Origin of the sequence: Plantibacter sp. MMLR14_011, from assembly GCF_001865025.1 — a bacterium.
Lineage (GTDB): Bacteria > Actinomycetota > Actinomycetes > Actinomycetales > Microbacteriaceae > Plantibacter > Plantibacter flavus_A.
The window spans coordinates 79,368-102,317 of record NZ_MJGW01000061.1 but is presented as its reverse complement, the minus strand read 5'-3'; the positions used below and the strand labels follow the sequence as shown (position 1 = coordinate 102,317).

General features: G+C 71.1%; 21 protein-coding genes. 7 read left to right on the top strand and 14 right to left on the bottom strand.

Annotated features, from left to right (window positions below):
- Positions 1-11: 11 nt before the first annotated feature.
- From BIU99_RS16425 to BIU99_RS16390, 8 genes are all read right to left on the bottom strand, one after another.
- Entirely contained in the window at positions 12-1,109 is a 1,098-nt protein-coding gene (locus tag BIU99_RS16425) for an ABC transporter ATP-binding protein (protein WP_071262248.1), read from the bottom strand.
- Complete coding sequence (locus BIU99_RS16420; RefSeq protein WP_071262275.1) at positions 1,106-1,918, bottom strand: ABC transporter permease; 813 nt, start codon at positions 1,916-1,918, stop codon at positions 1,106-1,108. The genes BIU99_RS16425 and BIU99_RS16420 overlap by 4 nt, the downstream gene beginning before the upstream one ends.
- Complete coding sequence (locus BIU99_RS16415) at positions 1,915-2,883, bottom strand: ABC transporter permease subunit (RefSeq protein WP_071262276.1); 969 nt, start codon at positions 2,881-2,883, stop codon at positions 1,915-1,917. Before BIU99_RS16415 ends, BIU99_RS16420 begins: the two co-directional genes overlap by 4 nt.
- Positions 2,883-3,992 (bottom strand): ABC transporter substrate-binding protein, encoded by a 1,110-nt coding sequence (locus BIU99_RS16410; RefSeq protein WP_064296115.1) that lies wholly within the window; start codon positions 3,990-3,992, stop codon positions 2,883-2,885. Before BIU99_RS16410 ends, BIU99_RS16415 begins: the two co-directional genes overlap by 1 nt.
- A gap of 191 nt (positions 3,993-4,183) precedes the next feature.
- Positions 4,184-4,816 (bottom strand): GNAT family N-acetyltransferase, encoded by a 633-nt coding sequence (locus BIU99_RS16405; RefSeq protein WP_071262247.1) that lies wholly within the window; start codon positions 4,814-4,816, stop codon positions 4,184-4,186.
- Between the two features lie 49 nt (positions 4,817-4,865).
- Complete coding sequence (locus BIU99_RS16400; RefSeq protein ID WP_071262246.1) at positions 4,866-5,981, bottom strand: beta-propeller fold lactonase family protein; 1,116 nt, start codon at positions 5,979-5,981, stop codon at positions 4,866-4,868.
- 42 nt (positions 5,982-6,023) lie between these two features.
- Positions 6,024-6,317, bottom strand: a complete 294-nt coding sequence (locus BIU99_RS16395) for a winged helix-turn-helix transcriptional regulator (protein WP_064295555.1) — start codon at positions 6,315-6,317, stop codon at positions 6,024-6,026.
- A gap of 33 nt (positions 6,318-6,350) precedes the next feature.
- Positions 6,351-7,637 (bottom strand): adenylosuccinate synthase, encoded by a 1,287-nt coding sequence (locus BIU99_RS16390; protein ID WP_064295554.1) that lies wholly within the window; start codon positions 7,635-7,637, stop codon positions 6,351-6,353.
- A gap of 252 nt (positions 7,638-7,889) precedes the next feature.
- Here BIU99_RS16390 and BIU99_RS16385 point away from each other — a divergent pair, with 252 nt between their 5' ends.
- Complete coding sequence (locus tag BIU99_RS16385) at positions 7,890-8,642, top strand: HAD-IIB family hydrolase (protein WP_064295553.1); 753 nt, start codon at positions 7,890-7,892, stop codon at positions 8,640-8,642.
- 33 nt (positions 8,643-8,675) lie between these two features.
- On the opposite strand, the gene BIU99_RS16380 is transcribed toward BIU99_RS16385, so the two are convergent.
- Complete coding sequence (locus BIU99_RS16380; RefSeq protein WP_071262245.1) at positions 8,676-9,152, bottom strand: DUF3151 domain-containing protein; 477 nt, start codon at positions 9,150-9,152, stop codon at positions 8,676-8,678.
- 125 nt (positions 9,153-9,277) lie between these two features.
- On the opposite strand from BIU99_RS16380, the gene BIU99_RS16375 reads away from it, so the two are divergent.
- The 3 genes from BIU99_RS16375 to BIU99_RS16365 all read left to right on the top strand — a co-directional run bounded on the left by BIU99_RS16375 (position 9,278) and on the right by BIU99_RS16365 (position 12,567).
- Positions 9,278-9,973, top strand: coding sequence for a TetR/AcrR family transcriptional regulator (locus tag BIU99_RS16375; RefSeq protein ID WP_071262244.1), 696 nt, complete (start codon positions 9,278-9,280; stop codon positions 9,971-9,973).
- The gene (locus tag BIU99_RS16370) at positions 9,963-10,619 is read left to right on the top strand and encodes a hypothetical protein (RefSeq protein ID WP_071262243.1); all 657 of its coding nucleotides are present in this window, start codon (positions 9,963-9,965) and stop codon (positions 10,617-10,619) included. The genes BIU99_RS16375 and BIU99_RS16370 overlap by 11 nt, the downstream gene beginning before the upstream one ends.
- A gap of 70 nt (positions 10,620-10,689) precedes the next feature.
- Positions 10,690-12,567, top strand: a complete 1,878-nt coding sequence (locus BIU99_RS16365; protein WP_071262242.1) for a YhgE/Pip family protein — start codon at positions 10,690-10,692, stop codon at positions 12,565-12,567.
- Positions 12,568-12,997: 430 nt separating this feature from the next.
- On the opposite strand, the gene BIU99_RS16360 is transcribed toward BIU99_RS16365, so the two are convergent.
- Both BIU99_RS16360 and BIU99_RS16355 read right to left on the bottom strand, forming a co-directional pair.
- Positions 12,998-13,318 (bottom strand): hypothetical protein, encoded by a 321-nt coding sequence (locus BIU99_RS16360; RefSeq protein ID WP_064295548.1) that lies wholly within the window; start codon positions 13,316-13,318, stop codon positions 12,998-13,000.
- Between the two features lie 247 nt (positions 13,319-13,565).
- Positions 13,566-14,234 carry a TrmH family RNA methyltransferase gene (locus BIU99_RS16355; RefSeq protein ID WP_071262241.1) on the bottom strand — a complete coding sequence of 223 codons (669 nt, stop codon included), beginning with the start codon at positions 14,232-14,234 and terminating at the stop codon, positions 13,566-13,568.
- A 107-nt stretch (positions 14,235-14,341) separates the two neighbouring features.
- Between BIU99_RS16355 and BIU99_RS16350 the strand changes: the two genes are divergently transcribed.
- The 3 genes from BIU99_RS16350 (at position 14,342) to BIU99_RS16340 (ending at position 16,797) form a co-directional block, all read left to right on the top strand.
- A complete protein-coding gene (locus tag BIU99_RS16350) occupies positions 14,342-15,136 on the top strand; it encodes an HAD-IIA family hydrolase (RefSeq protein WP_071262240.1) in 795 nt (264 codons plus the stop codon).
- Positions 15,137-15,197: 61 nt separating this feature from the next.
- Positions 15,198-16,238 carry a zinc-dependent alcohol dehydrogenase family protein gene (locus BIU99_RS16345; RefSeq protein WP_064295545.1) on the top strand — a complete coding sequence of 347 codons (1,041 nt, stop codon included), beginning with the start codon at positions 15,198-15,200 and terminating at the stop codon, positions 16,236-16,238.
- Between the two features lie 163 nt (positions 16,239-16,401).
- The gene (locus BIU99_RS16340) at positions 16,402-16,797 is read left to right on the top strand and encodes a hypothetical protein (protein WP_139205485.1); all 396 of its coding nucleotides are present in this window, start codon (positions 16,402-16,404) and stop codon (positions 16,795-16,797) included.
- 24 nt (positions 16,798-16,821) lie between these two features.
- On the opposite strand, the gene BIU99_RS16335 is transcribed toward BIU99_RS16340, so the two are convergent.
- The 3 genes from BIU99_RS16335 to BIU99_RS16325 all read right to left on the bottom strand — a co-directional run bounded on the left by BIU99_RS16335 (position 16,822) and on the right by BIU99_RS16325 (position 22,765).
- Positions 16,822-20,499, bottom strand: a complete 3,678-nt coding sequence (locus BIU99_RS16335; RefSeq protein ID WP_071262238.1) for a hypothetical protein — start codon at positions 20,497-20,499, stop codon at positions 16,822-16,824.
- Positions 20,499-21,047, bottom strand: coding sequence for an orotate phosphoribosyltransferase (gene pyrE / locus BIU99_RS16330; protein WP_175116436.1), 549 nt, complete (start codon positions 21,045-21,047; stop codon positions 20,499-20,501). The genes BIU99_RS16335 and pyrE overlap by 1 nt, the downstream gene beginning before the upstream one ends.
- A 161-nt stretch (positions 21,048-21,208) precedes the next feature.
- Positions 21,209-22,765 (bottom strand): amino acid permease, encoded by a 1,557-nt coding sequence (locus tag BIU99_RS16325; protein ID WP_064295539.1) that lies wholly within the window; start codon positions 22,763-22,765, stop codon positions 21,209-21,211.
- Positions 22,766-22,950 lie beyond the last annotated feature (185 nt).

Here is a 22,950-nt window from a genome sequence, read left to right as displayed (position 1 = left end):
GGTGAGGGGCCTCAGGCCGTCTGCACCGGGACGGGACGACCGGCGAAGCGGATGCGGACGGACTGCCCCGCCTCCAGTCGTTCCGTCGCGCCGTGCTGCACCGCGACCAGCGTGCCGTCCGGCAGCTCGACGGTCGTGCGACGCACCGGGCCGAGGAAGCTCGAGGTGAGCACGACCGCAGCAGACCCGACCGTGGGCTCCGTCGCGTCGGTGAACACGACGTCCTCAGGCCGGACGAGCGCGACGACGGCACCATCCCCCGGCTGCTCGCCGATCACCGGGAGCACCTGCCCGAGCACCTCGACCCCACCGGGCACGAGCACACCCGGGATCCGGTTGCTCAGGCCGATGAACTCCGCGACGAACGGCGACGACGGCCGCGAGTAGAGCTCCTCCGGCGTCCCGATCTGCTCGATGACGCCGGCACGCATGACGGCGACCCGGTCGGCGACGGCGAGCGCCTCCTCCTGGTCGTGCGTGACGAAGAGGGTCGTGATCTGCAGCTCCGACTGGATCCGACGGATCTCGTCGCGCAGCTGGACGCGCACCTTGGCGTCGAGTGCGCTGAGCGGCTCGTCGAGGAGGAGGACCCGAGGACGCGTGACCAACGCCCGGGCGAGGGCGACGCGCTGCTGCTGCCCGCCCGAGAGCTGGTGGGCGTAGCGGGCGGCGAGGTGGCCGAGGCCGACGAGGTCGAGACTCTCGGCGGCACGCGTCCGTCGCTCGGCCGCCGGCACCTTCCGCATGCGCAGGCCGAACTCGACGTTCTCGAGCACCGTGAGGTGTGGGAACAGCGAGTACGACTGGAACACCATGCCGAGGTCGCGCTTGTTCGTCGGCACGGACACGACGTCGACCCCGTCGATGAGCACGCTCCCCGAGGTGATGTCTTCGAGCCCCGCCAGGCTGCGGAGCGCGGTCGTCTTCCCGCACCCCGACGGCCCCAGCAACGCGACGAACTCACCGGGCGCGAGGTCGAGGCTCACGCCGTCGAGGGCACGGGCACCCGTTCCGTAGTCCTTCACGACGCGATCGAACCGCACCGCCGCGCCGGCCGGGCGTCCGTCTCCGGGCGTCGCTGCGGGTGCCGACTGGTCGATGGTGGTCATGGTGTCTCCCTGATGCGGCGGATCGATCCGACGCGGCCGATGATGAACAGCAGGACGAAGGCGAAGGCGAGCGCCAGCAGGGCGAAGGCCACCGCGACGAAGGGGTCGCTCTTCGACACCTGCACGAGCGAGGTCTGCAGCGTGTTGCGTCCGAGGAGCGAGGCGATCGTGTACTCACCGAGGACGACGGCGACCGAGATGACCGACGCCGTCAGCACGCCGCGACGCAGGTTGGGCAGCAGGACGCGGACGAGGACGGTCCCCCAGCCGGCGCCGAGCGTGCGCGCGGCCTCGGCGAGGGTGCCGACGTCGACCGACTGCAGGTTCGCGGCGATCGCCCGGTAGGCGTACGGCAGCACCGTGATCCCGTACGCGAACGCGAGCGTCCACGGCGCACTGCCGAGCAGCCTGGCCACGACCGAGTAGACCGGCGCGAGTCCGACGACGAGCACGATGGCCGGCACGGTGATCGGGATGATGCAGACGAACTCGAGGACCCGCTGCAGCTTCGGGAAGCGGAGCTTGACGAGGATCATCGTCGGCAGCAGGAGCACCACGACGATCAGCACGGTCACCGCGGCGAGCACGACGGAGTTGCCGATGCCCTGGAAGAGCACCCGGTACTTCCGCGAGTTCTCCGGGTCGAGGATGGCGGCCCAGTGGCCGAGGTCGTGGCCGCCGTCGATCCCGGCGCGCAGGGTGAACTCGACCATCGACAGGATCGGGACGGCGAACACCACCGCGACGACGACGAGGATGACCCGGCTCGTGAGCTTCGACGGCGTGGCCGAGTCGCGGACGGCGCTCATCGCTGCCACCGTTCCGTGCGCGCCTGGAGGGCGGAGTAGGCCGTCATCATGACGACCATCACGACGATCATCCCGATCGCGAGCGAACCGGCGAGGTTCTCCCGGCCGAGGACGGTCTCGCTGATGAGGGCACCGCGGATCTGGAGTGGCACGATCTGCGCCCCCTGGCTGATGAGCGCGGCGGCGGTCGCATAGCTCGAGAACGCGTTCGCGAACAACAGCAGGAGCGACCCGAGGAAGGAGGGGGCGAGGATCGGCATCGCGATCCGGGTCCAGTAGGTGAAGCGGGTGCCGCCGAGGGTCGCGTTCGCCTCGGACCAGGTCCGCTTCAACCCCTCCATCGCCGGCATGAAGGTGATGACCATGAGCGGCACCTGGAAGTACAGGTACGGCAGGAGGAGGCCTGGGACCTGGTAGAGCCACACGCCGTCGGCGAAGAGGTCGACCCCGAGGCGGTCCTTGAGGAACACGGTGACGAGGCCCTGGATGCCGATGGTCGCGATGAAGGCGAAGGCGAGCATGACGCCACCGAACTGGGCGAGGACGCTCGAAGCCGCATCGACGAAGGTGCGGATGAGTCCGTCGGGCCGGACCGCGAGGAGCGCGTAGCAGACGAGGGCTCCGACGACGGCTCCGGCGACCGCGGTGACGGCGGAGACCCAGAAGGAGCTGGCGAAGGCCCCGAGGACCGCCGGTTCGGCGAGCGCCGTGAGGTTGTCGAGCGTGAACGCGCCGTCGCCGTCGAAGAAGCCGGTGGCGAGGGCGAGGAACGTCGGGACCGCGAGGAAGAGCAGGGCGTACAGCGCGAACGGCGTCAGGCCGAGGAGCGCCCAGCGCGGACGGCGGCGGGGGCGCGCCGCAGCGGGTTCGGCCGAGGCGTCCGATGCGTCGGTGGGCGGGAGCGAGACGGCGGGGCCGGCGTGTGCCGACCCCGCCTCACTCCGCCGGGTGGCGGAGGTGGTCATCAGGAGATCGCTGCCGCCCACTTCTCGGCGAGCAGCGAGGTGGCCTGCTCGGTCTGCTCGGGCGTGAACTGCACGAGGTCCGCGGGCATCTCGCCCACGGCGTCGAGCGCCTTCTGGTCGACGGTGTCGGCCTCGACCATCGCGGCGAGGGTCGAGGGGTACGCGCCGGCGGCGAGGTACAGGTTCTGCGCCTCGGGGCTGAAGATGAACTCCTGCCAGAGTCGCGCGGCCGCGGGGTGCGGCGCGTCCACGTTGATGGCCTGGTTGTAGTAGCTGCCGACGGCCGAACCCGGGAGGACGGTGGTCTTCCAGTTGCGCTGGCCCTCGTTCTCGGTCGCGGCGGCGAGGTTGTTGTAGCTCCAGTCGATCACGACGGGGGTCTCACCCGAGGCGATCGTCGCCGGGGTCGGGTCGAGCGGCAGGAAGTTGCCCGCCTGGTTGAGCTTCTGGAAGAAGTCGACACCGGGCTGGATGTCGTCGGCCGAACCACCGGACTGCAGGGCGGCGAGGTAGACGCCGGCCGCGGCGGCACCGGCCTGGGTCGGGTCGCCGTTCAGCGCGACCTTGCCCGCGAACTCGGAGCCGAGGAGGTCGTCGAGCGACTTCGGCGCGGGGACGGCGTCCGCGTCGTAGCCGATGGAGACGAGGCCGGTGTAGTCGTACACCCACAGGCCGGTCTTCTCCTTCGAGCCCTCCGGGATGTCGTCCCAGTTGGCGACCTGGTACGGCGCGAACTGCTTGAGGTTGTCGAGGGCGACGGCGGAGCCGAGGTCGAAGACGTCGGGAGCGGTGTCCTGGCCCTGCTGGTTCTTCGCGGCCGTGATCTCCTCGGCACTCGAGACGTCGGGGTCGGCCGAGTTGACCGTGATGTCGTACTTGTCCTCGAACGCGGAGATGATCTTCCCGTAGTTCGCCCAGGTGTCGGGGAGGGCGATGACGTTCAGCTGGCCCTCGGCCTTCGCCGCTTCGACGAGCGCGTCCATCCCGCCGAAGTCCTCGGCGGAGGTCGCCGTCTTGGCGTCGACGTCGGAGCCGGCTCCGGTGTCCGCTCCGGCGGAGCATGCGGTGAGCGCGGTCGCTGCGAGTGCGACGATGGCGAGGGCGGTCATACGCCTGGTGTTCACGGTTCCTCCAGTGACGTCGGCGGCCGCCCGTGCTGTCGGGCCGTCGGATACCGCGTCCGTCGTCTGGAGGACAAGCTAGGGTCGCGACGTAGCGCGATCGGGGCCTGCCGGTGTCGCGCAGGTGAACAGTGCCCATCGCCAAGCTCAGGGACCGGGCGGGGGGCTCCGGGGCCGCGTCAGCCGCGGAGGGCGACTGGGCCGGGGCTCCGGGCGAGGCGTTCCTCGAGACCGGCCCGGACCTCCGGCCACTCCTCGGCGATCACGGAGAACAGCGCGGTGGTCCGCCACGTGCCGTCCGCCCGCTGCTTGTCGCGGCGGATGAGCCCCTCGAACGTGGCCCCGAGGCGCAGGATCGCGGTGCGTGAGCGCTCGTTGCGCTCATCGGCCTGGATCTTCACCCGGCCGAAGCCCGCGTCGAAGGCGAGCCCGAGGAGCAGCAGCTTCGTCTCGGCGTTGACGGCGGTGCCCCAGACGCCCGGGTCGTACGCCGTCCAACCGAGGTGGGCCGCCTCCCCCGGCTCGTCGAAGTCCCCGAGGGTGGACGTGCCGACGAGGAGCCCGTCGTGTTCGCCGCCGACGAGCCGGATGACGTAGGTGTTCCGCACCCCGGTCGTGAAGTAGCCGTCCGCGAAGGCGTCGAACTCGGCCTGCGTCGTCGGCAACCCCGCAGGCCCGCCGCCGTAGCCACCGGCGAACACCTCCGGGTGCGCGATCGCCGTGAACAGCTCCGGATAGTGCGCGCGGTCCAGCGGTTCGAGGCGGATGGTCCGGCCGTCGATGGGGCGGGGCTCAGGGCGTCGTGCGGTCACCGTTCCACCGTATCCGGTGACGGGCGTCGGGCGAGGACCGGTCTCGCGGTCAGGCGAGGATGAGGCAGGTGGGCGAACCGGCGTCGAGCGTCCCGAGGAGTGTCGTCGGGACGCCCGTGCGCTCGTCGAGCCGGAAGCTCGCGATGGAGTTCGACAGCTGGTTCGCGACGTGCAGGAAGCGGCCCGACTCCCGGTGGTGACGCGGCATCGTCCCGCCGCACTCGACGTCGGCCACGGCCTCGACCCGCGAACCGTCGCCGGTGACGCGCAACGTCGCGATGCGGTCGCTCCCGCGGACGCCGACGTGCAGCTGCTCGCGCGAGGCGGCGAGGCTGATCTCGGCACCCGTGTCGCCCTCGGACACGCCCTCCGAGGTCGCGACGGTCGCCGCGAGGATGTGCCAGTGCCCGTCGGTGCCGTCGACGCCGAGCGTGAAGACCTCGACCGAGTACTCGGTGATGACGTGGAGGTGGCCGCTCGGGTGGACGACGAGGTGTCGCGGACCCGTGCCGCGCGGAAACACGACGGTGTGGTCGAGCACCAACCGCGACCCACGGAGCTGCCAGATGCGGACCGTGTCGTGGCCGAGGTCGGTGGTCGCGATGCGGCCGTCCGGGAGGAGCGCCGAGGCGTGCGCGCGCGACGGTCGGGACGGCAGTGCCTCGCCGACAGCGGCCTCCAGCGCGAGGAGCGTGAGCGCGTCCTCGCCGGCGTCCGCGGATTCGGCGGCGAGTGCGGTGGGCGACGCCCAGGGGTCGACGGACGCCTCGCCGAGACGTGGGTCGCCGGCGAACGCCGCGTTCTCCGCGAGCGGGACGGTCACGACCCGACCGTCGCCGTAGCAACTCGCGATGAGGACGTCGGCACCGGGGACCGTCGCGACGTGGCACACGGAGTCGCCGGCTTCGATGGGCTTGCCGAACGGCGCGAGCCCGAACCCGCCGGAGCGCTTGAACGCTTCGACGGCCCCGGTCGACTCGCTCGCGGCGTAGACGATCGGCAGCGTCGGGTGCAGGGTCAGGAACGACGGCGACTGCGCCTCCGACGACTGCACGAGGCGGAGGGTGCCCGCCTCGTCCTGGCGCAGCAGGCTGATGCCGGCACCGGTGCCGTCGGCCTCCGAGGTGTAGGAACCGAGCAGGAGGTAGGGGTTGTCGTCGCTCACCCCCACAGTCTCCCACCTGCGCCGTCTGACATCGGCGCCCGCTCAGGAGGCGCGGCGGGCACGGACGCCTGCCGCGTACTCCTTCGGGGTCATGCCGATCGCCTCACGCACGATCCGGATGAGCGTCGCACGGGTGATCCCGAGCGCGTTCGCGAGGGTGACGAGCGAGAGGTCGGGATCGTCGTCGAGCGTCGCCAGGGCGCGCCGGACCCGTGGGTCGAGCGCTCCGGTGTCGCGCTGGGCACGCACCGCCGGGCGAGGCCTGACCTCACCGCTCGTGAGCTCCTCGACCGGTGGCAGCCCGGGCAGGGACGGCTGACTGGATTCGTCCACCATGGTGCGTTCGACGCTCGTCGTTCGCTGCTCGGATCAGTCGACGAGGTCGTGCCGCACGACGATCGCATCGCGGCCGGGACCCACGCCGATCGCGGAGATGCGCGAACCGCTCATCGCCTCGAGCGCCAGCACGTAGTCCTGGGCGTTCTTCGGGAGGTCCTCGAAGCGGCGGACACCGGTGATGTCCTCCTGCCAGCCGGGGAACTCCTCGTAGATCGGGACGGCGTGGTGGAAGTCGGTCTGCGAGACCGGCACCTCGTCGACCCGGACGCCGTCGACCTCGTAGGCGACACACACCGGGATGGTGGCGAGGTCGTCGAGGATGTCGAGCTTCGTCAGGACGAAGTCGGTGACGCCGTTGATGCGCGCCGCATACCGGGCGATCGGGGCGTCGTACCAGCCGACACGACGCGGGCGGCCGGTCGTCGTGCCGAACTCGAAGCCCTTCGAGCGGAGGTAGTCGCCGGACTCGTCGAACAGCTCGGTCGGGAACGGGCCGGCGCCGACGCGGGTCGTGTAGGCCTTGACGATGCCGATGACGCGGTCGAGGCGGTTCGGGGCGACACCGGAGCCGGTGGCCGCACCACCCGAGGTCGCGTTGGAGGAGGTGACGAAGGGGTAGGTGCCGTGGTCGACGTCGAGCATCGTGGCCTGCCCACCCTCGAAGAGGACGATCTTGCCGTCGTCGAGCGCCTCGTTCAGCACCAGCGCGGTGTCGGCCACCATCGGGCGGAGTCGCTCGGCGTAGGCGAGGAGGTCGGCCACGATCTCGTCGACCGTGATGGCGCGGCGGTTGAAGACCTTGACCAGCAGGTGGTTCTTCTGGTCGAGGGCGCCCTCGACCTTCTGGCGCAGGATGTTCTCGTCGAAGAGGTCCTGGATGCGGATGCCGACGCGGTTGATCTTGTCGGCGTAGGCCGGGCCGATGCCACGGCCGGTGGTGCCGATCTGGCGCTTGCCGAGGAAGCGCTCCGTCACCTTGTCGATGGTGCGGTGGTACTGGGTGATGACGTGCGCGTTGGCGCTCACGAGGAGGCGCGAGACGTCGATGCCGCGGGCCTGGAGCGCCTCGAGCTCGTGGAACAGCACCTCGATGTCGATGACGACACCGTTGGAGATGACGGGGACGACGCCGCTCGTCAGGATGCCGGACGGCAGGAGGTGGAGCGCGTACTTCTCGTCACCGATGACGACCGTGTGCCCCGCGTTGTTGCCGCCGTTGAACTTCACGACGTAGTCGATGCGGTCACCGAGCAGGTCGGTGGCCTTCCCCTTGCCTTCGTCGCCCCACTGGGCGCCGACGATCACGATTGCTGGCATCTGGATGCCGCCCCTTCCGGATTCTCGTGTGCCCGGCGGATCCGCTGGGGAACCACGCCCTGACAGGCCGGACGCCCATCCTCTGCGGGCGGGCGTCTCGTGCACGCACCCGTCCATCGTACCGGAGGAGGGTCACGGGCACCGAGTCCCGGGCTGCGCTCGATACCATGAGGGGATGTTCAGGCCTCGGGCGGCCGTCCTGCCTGCCGATGGCCCTCGACGACCGTCCTCTCGACCGACCGAACGGAACCCATGACCTCCCTGCCGCGCCTCGTCGCCTTCGACCTCGACGACACCCTCGCCCCGTCGAAGTCCGCGCTCGACCCTCGCATGGCCGAACTGTTCGTCGCGCTCCTCGAACGCACCTCGGTGTGCATCATCTCGGGCGGCCAGATCGTGCAGTTCCAGAACCAGGTGCTCGACCGGCTCGGAGCCGCGTCGCCCGAGGCCCTCGGCCGACTGCACCTCATGCCCACCTGCGGCACCCGGTACGACCGCTTCGACGGCACCGCGTGGGTCACCGTCTACAAGCACGACCTCACCGACGACCAGAAGGCCCGAGCCATGGGCGCGCTCGAGACCGAGGCCAAGCGACTCGGCCTCTGGGCCGACGAGACCTGGGGACCGATCCTCGAGGACCGCGGCTCGCAGATCACCTTCTCCGCCCTCGGGCAGGCAGCGCCGGTCGCCGAGAAGACCGCCTGGGACCCCGACGGCGCGAAGAAGGAGTCGCTGCGCGCCGCCGTGCAGGCCTTGCTCCCCGACCTCGAGGTCCGCTCCGGCGGCTCGACCTCCGTCGACATCACCATGGCGGGCGTCGACAAGGCGTTCGGCATGACGCGGCTCGCCGAGCACACGGGCATCCCGCTGGAGGAGATGGTCTTCGTCGGCGACCGTCTCGACGAGGGCGGCAACGACTACCCGGTCCTCGCGCTCGGGGTGCCGTCGGTGGCCGTGCACGGTTGGCAGGACACGGCGGCGTACCTGGAGTCGCTCGGCCTGTAGGCCCTTCGACAGGCTCAGGGACCGGGGAAGCCGCTAGTCGGAGCCGAGGATGACGATCGCGGAGGTCGGCGGTGCCGCCGCCGCGACGAGGTATTCGATCTCCTCCGACGCGGTGGGGTCGGCCTCACGCAGGAAGGCGTCGAGACGCTCGACCTCTTCGGTCTCGCCGATCGCCTTCGCGGAGCGGCGGAGCGCGTAGAGCGAGCGCAACACCCCGCGGTTCGGCGCGTGCGACCACGGGATCGGGCCCTGACCGCGCCAGCCGGCGGCACGGAGCGAGTCCAGGCCGCGGTGGTACCCGACCCGCGCGGCCGCGTAGCCGGGGATCGGCGACTGCGGGTCGTGGACGGCGTCGGCGAGGAGTGCCCAGCCGAGCGAGGAGCGGGGGTGGGCCGCGAGGAGGTCCGCCAGCGCCTCGATCGAACCGACGGCCGCGTGGAACTCGGCATCGGTGGCGCTGTCGTCCGGCAGCAGTGTCGGAGGGGTTGCCATCAGATTCTCACCGGTCATCGTTCAACCATAGCTCCGTTCCCGGAGCCCGGCGTGGGAGGAAGCTGGCAGCCCTCGCTGAGAGCTCGCCGCATCCATCGACATCGATATTGCACACCGCTGTGCAAGATAGTACGATCGCTGTCATGACCACCACCCAAGCGCCTGCGAGCGGGTCGCGCGCCCCTCGTCGCGACGCCGCGGAGAACCGCCTCGCGCTGCTCGAAGCCGCCCGCCTGGCGCTCCGCAGCGACCCCGACGCCAGCCTCGAGACCATCGCGGCCGCCGCCGGCCTCACCCGCCGTTCGGTGTACGGACACTTCGCCACGCGCGACGAGCTCGTGAACGCCGTCGTCGTGGCTGGGGCCGAGCGCGTCGCCGCGTCGATCACGGCCGTCCGAGGCGAGGACCCGCTCACCACCATCGCGCTCATCGGCGACGTGCTGTGGGCCCAGGTGGACCACGTCCGGATCATGGCGCCGCTCGCCGTCCGCGGGCCGCTCCGCGCCGTCACGGCGGCAGCCCTCGAACCCGTTCGGACCCTCCTCCTCCGCACCGTCGAGGCCGGTGTCGCGGACGGTTCCATCCGCCCCGACATCGACGCCGGCGTCCTCGCCCGACTCGTCGAGAGCACGGCCGTCGGGGTACTGGAAGAGGCGACCCGGTCCGGCCTCTCGACGAGCGCCGGCCGCCGCCTCGTCATGCTCGCCACCCTCGGGGCGGTCGGCCTGTCGTGGCAGGACGCCACGGCGGTCGCCGACCGCGCCGACACCGGACACGCAGACACCCACCGCCACACCACAGGCACCGCCACGAACGAGGAGCCCTCCCATGCGCGTTGAACTCGACGGCGTCTCCAAGGGCAAGGGCGGCATCGTCCTCGAGCCGACCTCCCTCTCCTTCCGGACGGGCGAGGCGACCTTCGCCCGCGCCGAGACCGAGCAGCGGCCGACCGTCCTCGGCCTCATCGCCTCCGGCCGGATGAAGCCCGACACCGGGAGCGTCCTCGTCGACGGAGCGACCGACCGCAAGACGATGCGCCGCGTGATCGCCCTCATCGACGCGCCCGACGTCTCCGAACCGGCCAGCGGCGTCGCGGTCTCCGGCGTCGTCGCCGAGGAGCTCATGTTCGCCGGCCGGGCGAGCCACCCCTTCGCCGTCGCGCGGTTCCTCGAGTCGCTCGACCTCGCACACCTCGCGAAGCAGCCGATCTCGACCGTCGCGCCGACCGACCGCGTGCGGCTCCTCACCGAGCTCGCGGTCCTCCGGGAGGACGTCACCGCACTCGTCCTCGTCTCCCCCGACCGCCACGGCGGCGACCCGCTCGAGTGGTGGAACCTCGCCCGCAAGCTCGCCGCCCGCGGCTACGGCGTCCTCGTGATCGCCGGCGACGCTTCGGCGACAGCCATCAACGCCACCGCGGACGCCCCGGTGTCCGAGAACGCCACGGACGAACTCGTCCCCCTCTTCCAGCAGGACTGGTCGTGACGCACACCGTGCACCACCACCGTCCAGCCACCACCTCATCCCGCACCACCCGTCCCCAGAAGGACCTCCTGTGAAGATCTTCGCGATGATCCGCGCCGAACTGTCCCGCCTGTGGGCCACGCCCATGTCGCGACTCGCCCTCGTCGCCCTCATGTGCGTCCCGCTGCTCTACGGCGGCCTGTACCTCTGGGCGAACCAGGACCCGTACGCCAAGCTCGACCAGGTGCCCGTCGCCCTCGTCGTCGAGGACACCGGTGCGCCGGCGACCGACGACACCACCGGCGACGCGACCGGTGAGACGGAGAACTACGGCGACGACATCGCCGACCAGCTCATCGAGGACGGCTCGTTCGCCTGGCACGAGGTCAGCGCGGCCGACGCCGCACGGGGCGTGAACGACGGGACCTTCGACTTCAGCGTCACGATCCCCGCCGACTTCTCGACCTCACTCACCTCCGTGTCGGGCGACGCCCCGCAGCAGGCGACGGTGCAGCTCACGACCAACGACGCCAACAGCTACCTGGCGACGACGATCGGCGAGCAGGCCGTCAAGCAGATCAAGGCGACCATCGTGCAGACGGTCAACCGTCAGGCCGCCGGCCGGTTCCTCATCGCTCTCGACACGATCAAGACGAAGCTCGTCGACGCCACCTCGGGCGCCACGCAGCTGGCCGACGGCGCACAGCAGGCCTTCGACGGCGCCGGGACCGCCCAGGCCGGCGCTGCGACCCTCGCGTCCGGCACGGCCCAGATCGCCGCGGGGACGGCCAGTCTGCCCTCGCAGACCGATCAACTGGCCTCGGGTGCCGAGCAGGTGGCGTCCGGGACGTCGACGCTCGCCGGCAAGGGTGACGAGGTCGGAGCAGCCGCCCAGCGACTCGTCGACTCGATCCCCACGGCCCGCGCCCAGATCTCACAGACGCTCGCGGAGAACGGCTTCACCCCCGAGCAGATCGCCCAGGTGCTGGCGCTCCTCGACCCGGTGGCAGCCGACGCCACGACGGCGAACGAGCGCGTCCAGACCGTCGTCTCACAGGTCGACCAGCTCAACAGCGGTGCCCAGCAGGTCGCCGGAGGCGCCCGGACGCTGAGTGACGCGATGCCCGCGCTCGCCTCGGGGACGCAGCAGGCCGCCGACGGCGCGGCGTCGCTGCAGACCGGCCTCACGACCCTGCAGACGGGCCTCGGCACCCTCCGTGACGGCATCGTCACCCTCCGCGACGGTCTGCAGTCCGGCGCGGACGCCATCCCAGCGACCACCGCGGACTCCCGCGAACTCCAGGCCAAGACGATCGCCGACCCGGTCAAGCTGACCAACTCCTCCGTGACGAGCGCGGGCACCTACGGAGCGGGACTCGCGCCGTTCTTCGTCAGCCTCGCCGCCTGGATCGGCATCTACGCGCTCTTCCTCATCGTCAAGCCGGTCTCGCGGCGCGCGATCACGGCGCTCCACAGCCCCATCAAGGTGACCGTCGCCGGCTGGCTCACGCCCGGCCTCCTCGGCACGATCCAGATGGTCGCGCTGTTCGGGATCCTCGCCGGCGCCCTGCACTTCGAGGTCCACAACCCGCTCGCGACCTACGGGATGATGGCGCTCGCGTCCCTCACCTTCGCGGCGATCATCCTGACGCTCAACGTGTGGTTCGGCAGCGTCGGACAGTTCCTCGGCCTCGTGCTCATGGTCGCCCAGCTCGTCACGGCCGGAGGCACGTTCCCGTGGCAGACACTCCCGGCGCCGCTGGCCGCACTGCACCATGTGCTCCCGATGTCCTACGCCGTCGACGGCATGCGCCAGTTGATGTACGGGGGACGGATGGACGCCGCCCTGCAGGACGCCGGAGTCCTGCTGGCCTGGCTGGCGATCGCACTGAGCCTCTCGGCGATCGGCGTGACGCGGATGACGCACGCCAGGACGCTGCGCGACCTCCGGCCGAGCCTCATCGGCTAGGCAGCCGTCGAGCGCGCAGGAGCCCGCGCAGGAGCGTCGTCCTCGGGTCGGACGACGCTCCGGCGCGTGTGGTCGGCCTGCTGCGTGCGACGCCCATTCGGGTCGGGCATCGTTCGACGTCGGCGTCTGAGCGCCGCGTCGGTCCGGATTCGGGTCCGCCCGACAGCGTTGCACTCCCTTGAGTGATCGACTGGAGGCGCGATCATGACGCGGAACGCGGCAGATTCTCGGAACGGTCGTCGAGCCACCGGAAGGACCGGCGTTCGTCCGGTGCGAAGACCCCGCCGACACACCCCGGAAACACCGGAGGCCGCCGGGAGTGGGGGGACTCCCGGCGGCCACCGGTGCGACGGAACGGGCGCGTTCCGTCTGGAGCAGCTGAGCGTCGTGGTTCGGGCCACGGCGATCAGCTGCGGGTGCAGCGCGCTGCTCAGCGGGAGAGCAGCGACGCCTCCTCGCGCTGTTCGGCGAGCATCCGACGACGCGTCGCGAAGGCGGCTCCGGCCCCCCAGATGAGGAGCGATGCGAACAACGCGCCGGCCGGAGCGATGAGCTCGCTCGAACCGGGCTGCGTCGCACTGATCGAGCTCGACGCCTCGTCGACCCGGGCCTCGGCCTGAGCCGGCGCGGCGACGCCGACGATGAGGGCGACCGCGAGGGCGGCGGGGACGGCGAGCGCGGCGACGCCGCGGACCTTGGACGGGTGGGTTCCTCGTTCGGGCGAGACTCCCAGGGCAGAGCGGTGCTTCATCTTCGATTCATCCTTCGGGTGACCGCCGATTCGCACCGCACGGATTCGGGTCCGTGCGGTGGCCCTCGGTGGCTTCGGGTGCCGGAGGGATTCGGGTTCAGCGGTGGAGTGTTGCTCCGCTAGACAGTATGCCGGGGGGTGTCGGCACTTTGGGGGACCTCGGGGGCAATTGAGGGAATCTTGAGGTGTTCCTGAGGTACGCACACGGGTGCCGTTCGAAACCACCCGCGGACGGGGGCCAACCCGATCAGGACGCGTCGAAGGAGACGTGCTGCATGACCCAGGCGTGCATCGCGACGGCTGCCGCCGCTGAGGCGTTGATCGATCTCGTCGACCCGAACTGGGTGATCTCGAGCACCGCGTCGGCCGCGGCGAGCGCCTCCGGCGAGAGCCCAGGCCCCTCCTGTCCGAAGAGCAGGAGGCACCGCTCGGGAAGCCGGAACGTCTCGATCGGGACCGAGCCCGGCACGTTGTCGATCGCGATGATCGGCAGCTCGGCCGCCGACGCCCAGGCGACGAGCGCCGCGACGTCGACGTGGTGCTCGACGTGCTGGTAGCGATCGGTCACCATGGCTCCGCGCTTGTTCCACCGACGGCGGCCGACGATGTGGACGGTGTCGGCCGCGAACGCGTTGGCGGTGCGCACGATCGACCCGATGTTCATGTCGTGCTGCCAGTTCTCGATGGCGACGTGGAACGGATGGCGGTGGTCGTCGATGTCGGCGACGATGGCCTCCATCGACCAGTAGCGGTAGCGGTCGACGACGTTCCGGGTGTCGCCCTCGCGCAGCAGCTCGGGGTCGTACCAGGGGTCGTCCGGCCACTCCCCCTGCCATGGACCGACGCCGGCCGTCGGGCTCCCGGCCTGATCGGGGCCGGCGACCGGGTCGTCCGGGTGGAGCGGGGTCTCTGGCACCAGCCAACCCTACCCGCGCCGTGCCACACTGGAGGTCCGGGCCCGACGCCGCGCCACCCCCGCGGCGCAGCGCTCGCGCAGCCCGCACGGAGCACCTGGAGGAACGCATGTCACGACGCGACGAGGTCGAATGCTGGCTCACCGACATGGACGGCGTGCTCGTCCATGAGAACCACGCCCTCCCGGGCGCCGCCGCGCTCCTGCAGCAGTGGCAGGACCAGCGGACGCCCTTCCTGGTGCTCACCAACAACTCGATCTTCACCCCGCGCGACCTGAGCGCCCGACTGCGTGCGTCCGGGCTCGACGTGCCCGAGGAGTTCATCTGGACCTCCGCGCTCGCGACGGCCGCCTTCCTGGCCGAGCAGGAGCCGGGCGGCTCGGCGTTCGTCATCGGGGAGGCCGGGATCACCACGGCCATCCACGAGGCCGGCTTCACCATGACGGAGACGAACCCCGACTACGTGGTCGTCGGCGAGACCCGCAACTACTCGTTCGAGGCCATCACCAAGGCGATCCGCCTCATCGCCGGCGGCGCGCGCTTCATCGTGACGAACCCGGACGCGACCGGACCGAGCAAGGACGGTCCGCTTCCGGCGACCGGTGCCATCGCGGCGCTCATCACGAAGGCCACCGGCATGGAGCCCTACGTCGTCGGCAAGCCGAACCCGATGATGTTCCGATCGGCGCTCAACAAGATCGGCGCGCACTCGGAGAACACCGGCATGATCGGCGACCGCATGGACACCGACATCGTCGCGGGCATCGAGGCCGGTCTCCACACCATCCTCGTGCTCACGGGCATCAGTGACGAGGCCGAGATCAACCGCTACCCGTTCCGTCCGAACGAGATCCTGAGCGGCGTCATCGACCTCGTGACGGAGCCCGTCGAGGTCGAGATCTAGGCCGTTCGGCCACCACCAGCCCACCGTTCCGTTCCCGCCCCGCCACGCACCGAGGACTTCCATGCGCGCCGTCGTCTACGACCAGTTCACCGCCGAGCCCGAGGTCCGCGACGTGCCGGATCCGGTGCCGTCCGACGCCGGCGTCGTCGTGCGCGTGGAGACCACGGGTCTCTGCCGGAGCGATGCGCACGGCTGGCTCGGGCACGACGACGGCATCGCCCTCCCCCACGTGCCCGGCCACGAACTCGTCGGGCGCATCCATGCGGTCGGCCCCGCCGTCGAGCGGTTCCGCGTGGGCGACCGCGTCACGGTGCCCTTCGTGTGCGCGTGCGGACGCTGCGCCCAGTGCCTCGCCGGGAACGGGCAGGTCTGCCCGAACCAGACGCAGCCGGGCTTCACCCACTGGGGTTCCTACGCCGAGCTCGTCGCCCTGCACGACGCGGACGTGAACCTCATCCCGGTGCCGGAGTCCCTCGACGCCGGTGCCGCCGCCCTCCTCGGGTGCCGGTTCGCGACGGCCTTCCGCGGGCTCGTCCACCGCGCCGGGCTCCGCAGCGGGGAGCGCCTGCTCGTCGTCGGCTGCGGCGGCGTGGGGCTGAGCGCCGCCATGATCGGCGTCGCGCTCGGTGCCGAGGTCATCGCCGTCGACATCGACGCCTCGGCCCTGGCGCGCGCGGCGTCGATCGGCGTCACGCACACGATCGACTCGAGCGGACTCGACGAGGCCGCCGTCCTCGCGCGCATCGCCGAAGCCGCACCCATGGGCGTGCAGGTGTCGGTCGAAGCCCTCGGACGTGAGTCCACGATGCGCCTCAGCCTCCTCGCGCTGGCGCCGATGGGCCGTCAGGTGCAGATCGGCCTGTTCTCGAGCGAACCGACACTCCCGCTGCCGCGCATCATCTCGCAGGAGCTGTCACTGCACGGCAGTCACGGCATGCCGGCTTCCGACTACTCGGAACTGCTCGACCTCGTCTCGAGCGGTGCGCTGCGTCCGCAGGATCTCATCGAACACCGCATCGGCCTCGACGAGGCTCCTGCCGCACTCGTCGCTCTCGCGTCCGGCGACCGCTCGACGGGCGTGACCGTCATCGACGTCGCCTGACGGCCCGCGTCAGGCGTATCGCCACCTGAAATATGTAGTATCACGGTATGCCCGCGTACGCTGCGACCTCGATCAACGTCGCTGTGATCGACCTCCTCCACCCATGAGCCGACGCTCCATGCTGATCCGAAGGACGGTGGCCGTAGCAGCCTTGGCGCTCCCCATGGCGTTGATCGTCGTCTCCGCGATCATGTGGCGCGAAGAACTTCCGGAAGCCATCGGTACACACTGGTCAACGCCAGGGCCGGCGGACCGCTCGACTCCAACTGCCGCGTTCTTCGCGTCCTGGTGCTCGGTGAGCTCAATCGTCACTGTGCTTGGGGCGACCGTCGCCATGGCCGTTCGAAACGCGAACCTGGTCGCATCCATCGCGCTGCTCTTCTCGGGAGGCCTGTCGGGCGTTGCGGCCGCGCAGTGGCTCATCTCGACCGGACTCACGCTGCAGGCCGGTGACGCTCGGCGCGCGGTGTTGGGGGCGTGGATACTGGTTCATCTCGCGGCATGGTCATACGGCGTCATCCCGATGCTGATCTGGCCACGCCCGCAGCGAGACGGGTGACGCCGGGGCACGCTCCCCACGACTTCAGACGGTGTGCGTCGTTCCAGCCGACGACCAGCTGGCCGACGTGTTCGGCTGCACCGGGTCTCCGGCCGCGCCAGCCGCGTTCGCGGCACCGACGAGCGTTCCGAAATAGAACGCGAGCAGGAGCAGCACGGCTGCGCCCAGGCCGACGACCGCCCAGAGCAGCGCCTTCGGGATGCCCTGATCCGCGTGCTCTCCGCGGTATTCGGGGAGATCGCGATCGGGAGCGGACTGCGTGGCCTGAGGCGGCAAGGTGGCGCCGACGATACCCGCAGCCGCGGCCGGGGTCGTGAGCGCGCTCGCGCCGTCGAGTTCCGGGAACGCGACCGTCTCGCCCGGGAGCGCGGCCGGCGCCGTCTGCGGCACGTTCGCGATCGGCCCCTGCGAGGGGACTGCCGCGGCGTGTGCGCCGAAGACGGACACCGAGGCGGGGGTCACCGGTGTGGGCGCGGTGTCCGAGGCGACATCCGGCTCAGCCGTCGGAGAGGTGTGTGGAGCGCTGTCGTCGTCTCCGGCGGCGTGGGCGCCGTTCCGCCGGGACCCGCCGGTGTCGTCGTCGGGATCCGTGCCGTCGACATCGGTGCCGTCGGCGGCGACGAGGCCCGGGATGGGGGCGAGCGGGAGATCGGGGTCGGCGATCGCGTCGGCCTGGAGCGACCAGCCACCCTCGGCGGCGAAGGCGTCGGCGAGCGACCGTGCTGAGGCCGCCTCCGCCGTGGCGGTGGTGGTGGCGTCGGGCTGATCGGACGGATCGGCAGGGGCGACCGTGGCAGAGTCCTCGGCCTGCTCGGTGTCGGCGAGCGGCGTGGCAGCCGGCTCACCGTCGGTCGCGGCGCCTTCGACCGAGGCGACCTGGACCGCATCCGTCTCCGGTCCGAGGTCGAACAGCGACTCGAGCCGCAGCTCCTCGCTGACCGGCTCGGGCTCGCCGACCGGCTCAGGGTCGATCGAGTCCTGGTCAGCGACCGCGGGATCCGACGCGGCGGCACCCGTGGTGGGATCGGTCGCACCGTCGGCGACGGCCCCGTCCGGCACGAACGACGGAAGCGGTGTGACGCCCGCCGCAGCGAGTGGGACGGCGTCGAACTCGACGATCTCCTCGTCGAACTCGTCGTCGAGCTCCTCCGGGTCGACGGCGAACGCCGGGGTCTCGGAAGCTGGGGTCCCGATGACCGGGGTCGGTGCTGTCTCGGGAGCGGAATCGGCGGCGCGGTCGGCCGAGGTCTCCGTGACGTCGGTGTCGTCGTCCGAGCCGAGGCCGGAAGCGGCACCGGCAGCGGTTGCGGCCCCTGCGGCGGCGAGGCCACCGGCCGCCACGGCTGCGTCGAACCCACCGAGCGACAGCGTCGGGAAGAGGTCGACCGTGTCGTTCGCGGCGGGGACGATCGGTGCGGCATCCGGCGCGGAGCTGTCGGTCTCGGTCGCGTCGTCGGTCCAGCTGGCGAACTCGTCACCGGGTCCGTCGACGAGCGGGCGACCGAGCGTGACGGCGGCGAGGCCCGGAGCGAAGGGCTGGACGTCGCCGGCGATGAACGCGGCATCGGGCACCTCGCCCTCGAGCGCGAGCTCCGACGGGGACTCCGCGCTCACGGCTGACGACTCGGCGCCCTCCCACTCCACCGGCGGGACCGGGATGGGCTGGGTCGTGGGAGCCGCGTGCACGAGCGGGTCGAGGGCGTCGTTCGGAGCGAGGTCCCACACGAACGGTGCGGTGCCGAAGGGGCTGACCGTGGGCTCGGGTTGCACGCCGTCGAGGGAGATGAGCTCCGTGATGGAACGCTCGGCCTTCGGGGTCGGCGGGCCGAAGGCCGGGGGGACGTCGGCGGTGTCCGTCGCGTCGTCGTCGACCGGCGCATCGTCACGGCCGGACTCGGCATCGGTGTCGGTATCGGGTGTCGGCACCGAGGCAGCGGCTGCTGCTGCGGCTGCCGCGCCCGCGAGGGCCGAGAAGCCCGGACCTCCGAGGCTGTCGAACGGCCGCGTCTCATCGAGCGGTTCGGCGTCGACGTCGGGGACCGTCTCGGGCCACGGAACTTCGGCGGGCGAGGTCGGCTCCGCAGCACTCGTCGGCGACGCCGCTGCGACCGTGTCCCAGCGGAACGGTGCCGCGGGGGTGATCGGCTCGGAGGCGACGATGCCGTCGGACGCGGGCTCGGGCTCGAGCTCAGAATGGGCGGTCGGCTGGACCGACTCGCTCGAGGACGGGGACGTCGCCTCCTCGGTGACGGTGGCGATGCCGGACTCGTCTGCGGTGTCGAGTAGCTGGGGCGCTTCGTCGACCGGTTCCGCCTGTGCTTCCTCGGACGGCTGCTCCTCCGGTGCCGCGGGCGCGGCGCCGAACGTCTCACCGAACGGTTCCGTCAACCAGGCCAAAGGGTCCGTCCGCGGTGTGGAGGCCTCGGCAGGCGCCGGCTCGGCTGTCCAGACGTCGTCGGTAGCTGGCTCGTCGGCAGCCGGTTCATCGGCCGTGGCCTCGTCGGGGCGTGCGGCGAGGGGCGTCGAAGCGTCGATCGTCGTGTCACGGACCTCGACGGTCTCTCCGCCGAGGACGTCGTCGCCGAACGTCTCGGAGAGGCTCCAGGAGCCCTCCGGCAGATCGTCGTCCTGCACCTCGGCGTCGGGTGTCGACGCGGAGCCGGACGGCACATCGCGGTCCGCGGCGGTGGGCGACGGCGTCACCGGCGGGGCGGCGGGCGGCAGCGGTGCGGCGGGAGTGCCACCGTCGGGCGACGAGGTGGCGGTGGTCGCGCCGATCTCCTCCGCCTCGACCGCGGCCCAGGCCGCCGGGTCGTCGGCCGCGAGCGCTCGGGCCGTGGGCAGGACGGCCGTCGAGACGTCCTCGGGGGCTGCTGGGTCGGCGTCGATGTCGTCGCTGCCGCCGAGGCTCCAGGGCTCGTCGGCGACGGGTGGCAGGACGACCGGGTTCGTCGGTGCGGGCCGGAAGGTGCCGGCGGGCGCGTGCTGGAGGACGGAGTCGGTGTCGACCGTCAGCTCGTTGCGAGCGGGCGGCACCGGCGATGCCGGGGCAGGGGTCGGCGGGACGACCGGGAGCTCGAGGGCGTTCGGGTGACGCAGACCCTCCGACCGGACGGGAGCTTCCTCGGGCATCGGGTCGGCCGGGGCTGCAGGCGTGGCGGGTGCGGCGGGCTCCGCGCTGGGTGCATCCGGCGCCGGCGGTGCGGGGACCGCCGTCGTGTCGTCGGCCGGGTTCGGCACCTGGTTCTGCCACCAGGCGAGGAGTTCGGCCTCGCTCGCGAATTCACCGGGAGCAGTGGCCGGGGCGGCGGGGGTCGGCTCGGCGGCAGCGGTCGTCTGCTCGACGGGAGCGGGCAGCGGTTCGACCGGAGCAGGCGTCGGTTCAGCGTGCGTCTGAGCCGCCGGCGCATCCGGCACGGAGGGCGCGGACCACTGGAGCTCGGCCGGGACCGGCGCAGCCACCGACGAAGCAGCGGCCTGGGCATCGGTGTCGCCGACGACCGGCAGGACTCGGGTCCGGTCGTCGTCAGCGGGCGCCGGAGCGACGGCTGCCGAGGGGTGCTCGTCGACCGCGTCGGTGTCGGGCTGCGTCTCGATCGCCTCCGTGTCGTCGGCGTCGAGCTGCGAGAGCAGCCAGTCGGTTCCGTCCGCGGGTTCCTCCGGCAGCCCGGCCCCGCCGCGTCCGGTTCCGTCGCCGGACATCAGACGAGTCCCAGGTCTTCCAGGCCGATCGCGGCCAGGTACTGGTAGCCCGCGGCCTCGATGATCTCGCGGGCGCCGGTCGCGCGGTCGACGACGACGGCGACGGCGACCACCTCGGCTCCGACCTTCTCGAGCGCTTCGGCCGCCTTGAGCGGTGATCCACCGGTGGTCGAGGTGTCCTCGAGCACGATCACGCGCTTGCCCTGGAGGTCGGGGCCCTCGACCTGCTTGCCGCGGCCGTGGTCCTTCGGCTCCTTGCGGACGACGAAGGCGTCGTAGGTGAGTCCGCGCGCGGCACCCTGGTGCAGGATCGCGGCTGCGACGGGGTCGGCACCCATGGTGAGGCCACCGACCGCGAAGACGTCGGGGACGTCGGCGATGAGGTCGATCATGACCTGCCCGATGAGGGGCGCGACGCGGTGATCGAGGCTCACCTTGCGGAGGTCGACGTAGTACGTCGCTTTCTTGCCGCTCGTCAGGGTGAAGTCACCGTGGAACACGGCTTCCGCCGAGATGTGGTCAATGAGCTGAGCTCGTGCGTCCGTCACGTCGGAGAGTCTACAAGCTGTGACCCCCATCGCCGCAGTCGCCCGGATGGGGGCGGTCCGCATCCCCGACGCGCGAGAGCCCCGGCGTGTCGGTACGACTCGCCGGGGCTCGAGGACGCCACGCCGCCACCGTCCTGCGTCGGGGCGGCTGCGTCCGGGGGTCAACGCGCCGTGCCGGAACCCGGGTCCTCGGGGCGGTCGACTGCGAGCAGTTCCGCCTCGGTCGCTCCGCCGTAGCCCTCGGTCTCCGGGTCGCCGTGCAGGCCGCCCGAGACCGCGTACTCCTCCTCCGGTGACATGACGAGCCGGTGGCGACCCCAGACCGCGAAGGCGACCAGCATGACGACATAGACGACGACGATCGCGATGATCGCCGGGAGGAACGTCGGGTTGAGCAGGAAGCCCACGAAGATGAGCGCGGCGATGACGGCCGCGATGACCGCCCCCGGGACACCCCACGGGCTCAGGTAGGGCCGCTTGGCGTTCGGGAACTTCTTGCGCAGCAGCAGGAACGCGATCATCTGCATGAGGTACGCGAGCACCGCGCCCCAGACCGCGATGTTGAGCACGATCGCCCCGGCGACACCGCCCGATCCGCCGGCCGCGTCGACGATGAGCAACGCGACGAACCCGATGATCGCCCCGGCCACAAGGGCCACCCACGGCGTCTGCCGCTTGCCGGTGAGGGAGAGGAACCGCGGGTAGTACCCGGCGCGGGACAGCGAGTACATGTTGCGACCGTAGGCGAACATGATGCCCTGCAGCGAGGCGAGGAGCCCGATGAGGGCGAAGAGCGCGAGGACCGCCGCCGCACCGTCACCGACGATGGCTCGGAAGCCGTCGAGCAAGGGCTCCCCTGCCGTCCCGGTCGCCTCGGCACCGATGACGCCGGTGTTGAGGAAGAGGACGAGGAGGCCGGTCACGATGAGCGTGCCACGAGCCCAGAACCCGGCCTTCGGGATGTCGCGCACCGGGTTGTGGGACTCCTCCGCCGCGAGCGGCAGCTCCTCGATGCCGAGGAAGAACCACATCGCGAAGGGCAGGGCGAACAGGATCGGGAGGACGCCGTGCGGCAGGAACTCGGTCTGGCCCGCGTCGGGAGCGATGTCGAACAGGTTGGCCCAGGCGAACTGGCCGGAGAAGACCGCCATCGCGGAGAAGACGAGCAGGATGCCGATGGAGATGATCGAGACGACGATGGCGAAGCGGAAGGAGATGCTCGCACCGGCGGAGTTCAGTGCGATGAACGCGACGTACAGGATCGCCCACCACACGGGCGACGGCATGGAGAAGCCGAGCAGCTCGCTCGTGATGGCGTCGGCGTAAGAGGCCGAGAAGTACACGATCACGGCCGTGGTCGCGACGTACTCGATGGTCTCCGCGAGGCCGGTCACGAACCCGCCCAGCGGTCCCATCGCCGCTCTCGCGAAGGAGTAGGCCCCGCCGGTGTGCGGCATCGCCGCGGCCATCTCCCCGATCGAGAAGATCATGCCGTAGTACATCGCGACGAGGATGACGAAGGCGATGAGCATGCCACCGAACCCGGCGAAGTCGATGCCGAAGTTCCAGCCGGAGAAGTCGCCGGAGATGACCGCCGCGACGGCGAGGCCCCAGAGTCCCCACACCCCGGCCGACCGCTTCAGGCTGCGTTTCTCGAAGTACCCCTCGCCGGCGGCGGTGTAGGTCACCCCGGAGATCTTGCGCGTGTCGTCAGCCATCGATGCGTCCTGTCGCTCGGGTTGCGCGCTCATCGGGCTCGCACAACGTCCTCGGATTCGGTTGGCCCGACTCTAGGGCCCGCAATGGTCGCGTGTACATACCTTTGTGAGGAAATCCCTCTCGCAAATGCATCGATCCACTGGAGGCGTTGTGATGTAATGGTCGGGTTCGCGACCTTTCAGTT